This is a genomic window from Anaeroplasma sp. (genome assembly GCF_034179385.1).
In the GTDB taxonomy this organism is placed as follows: Bacteria; Bacillota_I; Bacilli_A; order Acholeplasmatales; family Anaeroplasmataceae; genus Anaeroplasma.
Genome location: NZ_JAXFPY010000108.1, coordinates 1 through 4,592, shown reverse-complemented (window position 1 = coordinate 4,592; position 4,592 = coordinate 1). Strand labels below are relative to the sequence as shown.

Here is a 4,592-nt window from a genome sequence, read left to right as displayed (position 1 = left end):
CTATTAATTGTATCATATAAATCGCATGTTAAGTGAGCATCATATCCAAGTTTAGCAAAAACTACTACAATTCCTGTATCTTGACACATTGGAATCATCTCATCCCTAGCTAGACAGCTATTTTTAATAATATCGCTTAATATAGATTTAGATAATGAGTCTGATTCATCTTCTAAAGCCTGCTTAAGCTTATTAAATGTAAAATCATTTAATTTGCAAGCGGCCTCATTGATTGCTTTTACGACAGCCTCATGAATCTGGCTTGCATTTATTTCTTTCATATTCCCACCACCAATACTATAAATATTGTATCATAAAATTATTAAGTATAATAATAAATTATTAAAGTGAATTTATATAGAATATTAAATTTAAGCAATGATGCTATATTGTGGAGAGGGAGCTCGCACGTGGGTGATTTGAGAAAAAAACGAAGTAATTATCTATAATAATTAAATGGATTAGTGAATCTTAAGAAGATTCTTTTTTCTTTTCATGATTTTTCTTTATAAATCTTATTGTTTATTCCTAAAAATCCTGTTAAAGCGGCTACTATAATTTCTATGTAATTTATCTTAATGGTAAGAGAATGAGTTATGGTGTTAGTTAATAAAAAAGTTCTATATTGCAAATAATCTATTGTTGAACTTGTTGGTATCATTTGATACAATAAAGTTATCTTAAGGAGTTGGTAATTATGCTATTATATTCTACCAAACCTAATATGACTATATCCCGTAAGGCTTAAAGCTTTACGGGAATTTTTTTTGGAGAAAAGAGTAATAAAAAATATGAATAAAACAAAAGAAATAACAATTATTGAGAAAGATTATTTTACTGATCTAAATAAAATCAAAGAAACTATTAAAACTAATCAAGCTAAAGCAATGGTAGTTGTTAATAGTGCTATGATAATGACTTATTATGAAATAGGTACTATCATTAATCAAAGAAAAGTATGGGGAAATAAATATATTGAAAATTTAGCTAATGATTTAAGTGAGTATGGTAATAGTTATTCATTTAGAAATTTAAAATATATGAGTCAATTTTCAAAAGAATTTTCTGAGAGTGAAATTAGGCAACAGCCTGTTGCCCAAATTCCATGGGGAACATTAATAACAGTTATTATACCAAAATCAAAATCACATGAAGAAATGATATGGTATATTAAAGAGACTCATAAAAACGGTTGGTCAAGAAGCATGGTACTAAATCAAATAGCTATGAAAGCCTATGAATAAGCTTAATAAATCCTACAACTACTGAAGTAATTCCTTCTAAGGATTTAACTAATGAATTATTTAAGGATACCTATGTGTTTGATTTTTTAGATAAAGAAAAAATAAAAACTGAGAAAGAACTAAAAAATCAAATGATAGATAATATTATTAAGTTTTTACAAGAATTAGGTCCTGGTTTCACCTTAGCAGGTAAGGAATATAAATTAACAACTCCTACAGGTAAAGATTTCTATATTGATTTATTGATGTATCATACAAATCTACATATTATTATCCTCTGTTAATACACATGCACAATAACCTAAGGCTGGTTGGTAACAATATATTGTTAATGTTTTACCAATTTCAGGACTATAATCTCGAATTGTGCGTTTTACGCCATTTAATGCCACATCAGCATAGGCTACAAGCCATTTTTTATCACCATTTTTGAAAACCTCATAAAATGAGTGATTTACCATATCCTTAACAGTTACACCTTCTAAAACTTCCATTTGTTTATTACAATAGCGGAAGATAAAGTCTAAACCATGACCATTTTCATCAAATACGAGTTCGATAATACAATATGCTAGTTGCATTTCGTCTAAAATACTACATTTATCAAGGAATGCTTCTGGAACTCTTGGTTGTTCCTTTTTCATTGGTTTTGGAATAACGTAAGTATTGTTTCGTTGTAGATTGGTTCTAAGGTTTTTATGCTCACTTAAAAATCTTTTTCGACCTTGGAATGTTTTACCATCTATCATAGTGTAAATTCCATCATCACTAATGGATAGAATTGCACTTATCCTTACAATAGTACCTCTACGCACTTTTACAAATTCATCCATGGGTAAATATGCCTCAATTTCATGTAGCAGCATACTACATGAATATTCCTCAGTAGTATCCATGCGAATAATAATGCTTTTATCCTTACAATATAGGTATATTATATGTTCAACCTCAATATTATGTTTTTTGAAATAGCGTTCAATATTTTTCATGATTGTAGCTCCTTGCATTTAAAAATATACATATATTATAGTCTATAACACGATGAAATACAATAAAATCCGATAAAATACAATTAGCTTTGTATTTAATTTGATAAAAAATCTATTATTGTATTTTTTCATGAAATTCGTTTGACAAAATACGTGATATTTTGTTGAATATAGCTTATTGAAATGATATAATTTGAGAGAAAATTTTAAATAATTTATTAGGGTTATATGTTATTGTATAACAGTATCAAATTCACTAGGAGGTACAAAATGAAAACAAAAAAAATATTCATGTTCATTAGTGTTTCGATTTTAGGATTATTTGCTTTTACATCTTGTAAAGGGCATACTCATGAATTTGAGTCAAACTATTCTAAAGATGCAAATGCACACTGGCAAAAGGCTATATGTGAGCATACGGATGAAAAACAAAATTATGGCAGCCATACATATGGTGAATTTGTAGTAACAAAGGAAGCAACACATGAAGAAGATGGTAGTAAGAAACAAGCATGTAGCGTATGTGGTTATGAAAATATTGTGGTAATTAAAGCTTTAGGACATAGTTTTTCTAATGATTGGGAAAATGATTCTACAAATCACTGGCATGAGTGTAGCTGTGGAGATAAAAAAGATAATGCATCTCACACATATGGTGAATTTGTGGTGACTAAGGATGCAACACATACAGAAAGTGGAAGTAAGAAACAAGTATGTAGTGTATGTGGCTATGAAAATGTAGTAACAATACCAGCCTTAGGCCATAGTTATGGAACACCTTCATGGGCATGGGATGGATATGAGAGTGCAACTGCAACATTCCCATGTGAAAATGATACTTCACACAAAGAAGAGGTTTCTGCAACTATAACAAGTAAAGTTACAACAGAAGCAACATGTGAAGAAACTGGTATCAGAACATATACAGCAACCGTAATATTTGGTGAAAATACATATACAGATACGAATACAGAAGTAATTCAAGCAACAGGACATACATATGGCGATTTCATTTTTGCTAATGCACCAACATGTGAAAATGATGGAAATGTAGCACATTATCAATGTAGTAAATGTGAAAAATATTTTAATACAAAAAAAGAGGAAATTGATTCCATTGTAATTAAAGCAACAGGACATACTGAGGTAATAGATGCAGCAGTTAGTGCTACATGTGAGTCAAAGGGAAAAACAGAAGGCAAGCATTGTAGCGTATGTAATAAAGTATTAGTAGCACAACAGGAAACAGAAAAATTAGGACATTTTATAGAAAAGGGAATATGCTCTGTTTGCGGATACGTTGAACCAAGCTTAGGATTAGATTTTAAATTATTAGAAGATGGTACTTATGAAATCGTTGGTTTAGGATCATGTGTTAAATATAATGTTCTTAATATACCTGACAAATATAATGGTATTTTGGTTACAAGTATAGGCGAAGATGCATTTTTAGGTAGCTATTTTGATGATATAATAATGCCTAAAACGATCAAAAAAATTAAGGCTGATGCGTTTGATAATGCTTTTAAAAATGTTTATTACAATGGAACTATAGAGGAATGGTGTAACATAACATTTGATGAATATACATCGAATCCAAAGTTTTATGCAGACAATTTCTATATTTTAGATAAAAATGGAACTGTAGAATATAATAATACTAAATTTGGTTTATTAACTGAAGTTATAATACCTAATACAATAACTAAAATTAAAGCGCATTCCTTTAATAGCTTTACTAGTATAACAAGTATAGAAATCCCAAGTAGTGTAACAAGTATAGAAAATGATGCCTTCGTAGGATGTACTAGCCTAACAAGTATAGAAATCCCAGCAAGTGTAGAAAGCATAGGAGACTCTGCCTTCTATGGTTGTAATAGATTAGTAGAAGTGGTTAATAAATCAGCATTAGAAATTGAAAAAGGCGCTACTTCTAATGGTGAAATTGGATGTTACGCATTACAAATAATAACAGATAGAAAAGATTCAAAATTGAAAACGGATAATGATTTTGTATTATATGAAGAATCAGAAGCTTCTACATTATTAATTCGTTATAATGGCAATGCTTTAGATATAGTAGTGCCAGCAAAAGTTACTTCTATTAGAAGTTATGCCTTCTATTATTGTAAAAATCTAAGAAGTATAACATTTCAAGAAGGAAGTAAGTTAACAAGTATTGACTCATATGCCTTCTATGATTGTAGGAACTTAACAAGTATAGAAATCCCAGCAAGTGTAGAAAGTATAGGAGACGCTGCCTTCGGATACTGTATCAACCTAACAAGCATAGAAATCCCAACAAGTGTAACAAGTATAGGAAACTATGCCTTTGAAAATTGTAGCAACCTAAGAAGTA

Annotated in this window: 5 protein-coding genes; 3 read left to right on the top strand and 2 right to left on the bottom strand. The window is 29.7% G+C overall.

What is annotated here, in order from left to right:
* Positions 1-281, bottom strand: a 281-nt coding sequence (locus SPJ17_RS07090; protein ID WP_321094108.1) for a fumarate hydratase, incomplete at its 3' end; no start/stop codon positions are given.
* A 510-nt stretch (positions 282-791) separates the two neighbouring features.
* Between SPJ17_RS07090 and SPJ17_RS07085 the strand changes: the two genes are divergently transcribed.
* Positions 792-1,244, top strand: a complete 453-nt coding sequence (locus tag SPJ17_RS07085) for a DUF1016 N-terminal domain-containing protein (protein WP_321094105.1) — start codon at positions 792-794, stop codon at positions 1,242-1,244.
* Positions 1,245-1,318: 74 nt separating this feature from the next.
* The gene (locus tag SPJ17_RS07080; RefSeq protein WP_321094102.1) at positions 1,319-1,528 is read left to right on the top strand and encodes a PDDEXK nuclease domain-containing protein; all 210 of its coding nucleotides are present in this window, start codon (positions 1,319-1,321) and stop codon (positions 1,526-1,528) included.
* Here the strand turns inward: SPJ17_RS07080 and SPJ17_RS07075 are convergent.
* Positions 1,505-2,233, bottom strand: a complete 729-nt coding sequence (locus tag SPJ17_RS07075; protein ID WP_321094099.1) for a LytTR family transcriptional regulator DNA-binding domain-containing protein — start codon at positions 2,231-2,233, stop codon at positions 1,505-1,507. The genes SPJ17_RS07080 and SPJ17_RS07075 overlap by 24 nt on opposite strands.
* A 270-nt stretch (positions 2,234-2,503) precedes the next feature.
* Between SPJ17_RS07075 and SPJ17_RS07070 the strand changes: the two genes are divergently transcribed.
* The coding region (locus SPJ17_RS07070) for a leucine-rich repeat domain-containing protein (RefSeq protein ID WP_321094097.1) at positions 2,504-4,592 on the top strand (2,089 nt) is incomplete at its 3' end.